We start from the raw sequence: 4,402 nt of genomic DNA on the forward strand, positions 1-4,402 counted from the left end.
AACACGGCCAAAACCGAAAGTGGGGCCCATATTTCTCTCGATTGGTGGCGGGCCTCTCCAGATGGCACACATGTTGTCTATGGTTCTTCACCCGCGGGATCAGAAGAATCTGTGGGCCGCGTCATTCGGGTCGCAGATGGGGTGACGCTCAAGGAGGTTTTTGAGCGCGCTTTGTTTGGCCCTGCCTATTGGTTGCCCGATTCCTCTGGTTTCTTTATCAATCGCCTCTCTGACCAAACCATGCAGGGCACGCCGGACTATTTTATGAAGTCGGTTTGTTGGTTTCATAAACTTGGTCAAGACCCGAAGGATGATCTCAAAGCCGCGACCTTCGGATTGCATCAAATGGTTGACCTTACCGAGGTTGAGTTTCCAATCATCGTGGCAGCCGATGATTCCGATTTTGGCCTCTTATTGGGCATTGACGGGGTGCGCCGTGAACTCAGCATTTGGAGTGCGCCGCTAGAGGGAATCGTCAAAGGGAGTCCGGCGTGGACAAAAATATGTTCGCAGGCCGATACGATAACGGGTTTTGCTCAGTCGGGTTCTACACTCTATCTCACTTCGGAAAAGGAAAATCCGCTTGGCCGCGTCGTGGCGGTTGACCTCGCAGCGCCGAGCTTGGCCAAAGCCCGCGAAGTGGTTCCAGCCAGCCAGAACCCAATTGAGGCCTTAAGTGTCGCATCCGATGGGCTCTATATCCAAATCATGGATGGCGGTCCCCAGCGCCTGCGCCGTCTGGGTAAAGATGGCAAATTACGCGATCTCACGATGCCTTTTGAGGCCGGCATTTATGCGATGTTTAGCAATGCAACGCGTCCGGGTCTTGATATGGTTCTGTCAGGATGGCTGCAGCATCGCGGAATTTGGAACTATGAACCCGACACCGACCAATTCTCAGACACCGGTTTGTCGCCCAAGCCAAACATTGATCTGACGCCATTTGAAAGCAAACGTTACCTTGCCAAGGCCAAGGATGGCACTCAAATTCCTTATGTTGTCATCGCAGCTAAGAATGTTACCAAACGCGGCCCCGCGCCTTGTTTGGCCGATGCCTATGGGGCCTATCAAGTTTCCAATACGCCCTTTGTTAATCCCCGATCGCTGGCCATGATGGAATTGGGCGGTATCCTCATGTTTGCCAGTGTGCGCGGGGGTGGAGATTACGGACGGCCTTGGTACGAGGCTGGCAAAAAGGCCACCAAGTCCAATACGTGGAATGATTACATTGCCTGTTGCGAGGATATGATTGCGCGCGGCCTGACCAGTCCTGCCAAGCTAACAATTCGAGGCACCTCCGCTGGCGGGGTGGCGGTTGGCCGCGCCATGACAACCCGCCCAGATTTATTTGCTGGCGTGATCTGCGACGTGGGGTGCGTGAATCTTTCCCGCTCGGAAGTCGAACAAAATGGCCCAGCTAATTTCCCCGAATTTGGCGACCCTCGGGTGGCGGAAGACTATCGCAACCTGGTCGCCATGGACACCTATTTCAATGTTAAGGATGATGTGGCCTATCCGGCGGTGATGGTGATTACAGGCATTACCGATCCGCGTGTCGCGCCGCATCAAGGCGGCAAACTCGCAGCCCGCCTTCAAGCCCTGCCGAAGCAGAAGAAACCCGTGATCATGCGGGTGACCTTTGACGAGGGCCATGGCATCGGCTCCACGCGCGGGCAGATCGACTCCAAAATCGCAGACGAATATGCTTTTGCCTTGTGGCGGGCAGGCGTCCCACGCTTCCAGCCTCGTGCCTAAGGCTGCGACGCAGCTAAGCCTACTGCACTTTTTTCACCCTCGCCCCTGTTGACACGCAGACAGGCCATCCCTACCTGCACGCTGTGTTAGCAGTCGGGCGAGGTGAGTGCTAAAGCACGACGCCTGTTCGATTGGACAACACTGATTTTCTGAAACCTGACAATCCTCAAAGGGAGCAAGTCAAATGGCATTTCGTCCGCTTGGCGATCGCGTGCTGGTAAAGCGCGTTGAAGAAGAAACCAAAACCAAAGGTGGGATCATCATCCCAGACACCGCCAAAGAAAAGCCACAAGAAGGCGAAGTCGTTGCCGTTGGCCCAGGTGCCCGCGACGAAGATGGCGACCGTATCGCAATGGACTTGAAAGTCGGCGACCGCATCTTGTTCGGCAAATGGTCTGGCACGGAAGTGAAGATCGACGGCGATGACCTTCTGATCATGAAGGAAAGCGACGTCATGGGCGTCCTCGAATCCTAATCTTCCCCTTTTCCTAAAACTTGAAAGGCACCAATCATGGCTGCAAAAATCGTATTGTTTGGTTCTGACGCACGCGACCGCATGCTTCAGGGCGTTGATATCTTGGCAAATGCCGTAAAAGTCACCTTGGGTCCTAAGGGCCGCAATGTGGTGATCGAAAAGTCCTTTGGCGCGCCACGCACCACCAAGGACGGCGTTTCGGTCGCCAAGGAAATCGAACTGGAAGATAAGTTCCAGAACATGGGCGCACAAATGCTGCGCGAAGTGGCTTCGAAGACCAACGACACCGCTGGCGACGGCACCACCACCGCCACCGTTCTGGCTCAAGCCATTGTTCGTGAAGGCATGAAGGCCGTGTCCTCGGGCCGCAACCCAATGGACTTGAAGCGCGGTATCGACAAAGCTGTAACCGAAGTGGTTGCAGGCCTGAAGGCTTCGGCCAAGAAGGTTTCGTCGAACTCTGAAATCGAACAAGTCGGCACCATCTCGGCCAATGGCGAAGCAGAAATCGGTAAGATGATTGCTGAAGCCATGAGCAAGGTTGGCAATGAAGGCGTCATCACCGTTGAAGAAGCCAAGAGCCTCGAGTCCGAATTGGACGTCGTGGAAGGTATGCAGTTCGACCGTGGTTATCTGTCGCCTTACTTCATCACCAATGCCGACAAGATGGAAGTTTCGCTCGACGATCCTCTGATCTTGATCCACGAAAAGAAGCTGTCGAGCTTGCAGCCCATGTTGCCAGTGCTCGAAGCTGTGGTCCAATCCGGCCGTCCCTTGTTGATCATCGCAGAAGACGTTGAAGGCGAAGCCTTGGCGACTTTGGTCGTCAACAAGTTGCGCGGTGGTTTGAAAGTGGCAGCCGTCAAGGCTCCTGGCTTCGGCGACCGTCGTAAAGCCATGTTGGAAGACATTGCGATCCTGACCGGTGGTCAAGTGATTTCTGAAGACCTCGGCATCAAGTTGGAAACCGTTTCCATCGAGATGTTGGGTCGCGCCAAGAAGGTCACCATCACCAAGGAAAACACCACCATCGTCGATGGCATTGGTGAAAAGGCCGACATCGAAGGCCGTATCGCGCAAATCAAGCGTCAAGTTGAAGAAACCACGTCTGACTATGACCGTGAAAAGCTGCAAGAGCGTCTGGCCAAATTGGCTGGCGGTGTTGCCGTGATCAAGGTTGGCGGTGCGACTGAAGTTGAAGTGAAAGAGCGTAAGGACCGCGTGGATGACGCGCTGAACGCAACCCGCGCAGCGGTGGAAGAAGGCATTGTGGCTGGCGGCGGTTGCGCCCTGTTGCGTGCTTCGAAAGCCATCACTGTGAAGGGCTCGAACGACGACGAAGAAGCTGGTGTCAACATCGTCCGTCGCGCGCTGCAAGCCCCGATCCGCCAGATCGTGGAAAACGCAGGCGTCGAAGGCTCGATCGTTGTGGGTAAGATCCTGGAGAATGCTTCGGTTTCCTTCGGCTTCAACGCCCAGACTGAAGAATATGTCGACATGATCACCGCCGGCATCATCGACCCCGTGAAGGTCGTTCGCACCGCTCTGCAAGACGCAGCTTCGGTTGCTTCCTTGCTGATCACCACCGAAGCCACCATCGCGGAAGCGCCAAAGAAAAACACCGGCGGCGCACCAGGCGGCATGCCAGGCGGCATGGGCGGCATGGGCGATATGGACTTCTAAGAAGTCCATAAAATCGCCCATCATTAAAAGTGCTGGGATTTGCGGTGCAAATCCCAGTGGCGATATGGACTTCTAAGAAGTCCATTCATCCTCTTCCAATTTCAACGAGCGCGGTCCGGCAACGGGCCGCGCTTTTTGCTTTTGCTTGGGCGTCTCCAACACCCCCGCCGGAACGACGTGGAGCGGGGGATCCCTTGGGACTTTGCGTCAGTGATGACAACGCTGAGCATAGTTTTTTCATCTGGAAGGCTTTGGTGCAGGCCCTGCCTGCCCCAAAGGCCAACTTTGATTGCCCGGACACGCTATAGGAAGCGGTTTGGTGACCAAAATGGGCACCAAAGTGCTTCTAGATCAATTCTCTATTTCATCGATGTCATCCCCGCCGAAGCGTGAGCGAAGAGCGGGGACCCCATGGGACTTTGCGGCAGGAGGTCCCGGATCGGCTGCGCCGTCCGGGATGACATCGTTTCTTTGAATGCCACCAACACC

3 protein-coding genes are annotated in these 4,402 nt (G+C 55.2%); all 3 read left to right on the forward strand.

The window, feature by feature from the left end; all coding sequences use genetic code 11:
• The coding region (locus IOB61_RS13370; RefSeq protein WP_290817636.1) for a prolyl oligopeptidase family serine peptidase at window positions 1-1,755 on the forward strand (1,755 nt) is incomplete at its 5' end.
• 184 nt (window positions 1,756-1,939) lie between these two features.
• Entirely contained in the window at window positions 1,940-2,230 is a 291-nt protein-coding gene (gene groES / locus IOB61_RS13375) for a co-chaperone GroES (protein WP_085339373.1), read from the forward strand.
• A 36-nt stretch (window positions 2,231-2,266) separates the two neighbouring features.
• Complete coding sequence (gene groL / locus IOB61_RS13380) at window positions 2,267-3,913, forward strand: chaperonin GroEL (RefSeq protein ID WP_290817641.1); 1,647 nt, start codon at window positions 2,267-2,269, stop codon at window positions 3,911-3,913.
• Window positions 3,914-4,402 lie beyond the last annotated feature (489 nt).

Source organism: Aquidulcibacter sp. (genome assembly GCF_020253525.1).
In the GTDB taxonomy this organism is placed as follows: Bacteria; Pseudomonadota; Alphaproteobacteria; order Caulobacterales; family Aquidulcibacteraceae; genus Aquidulcibacter.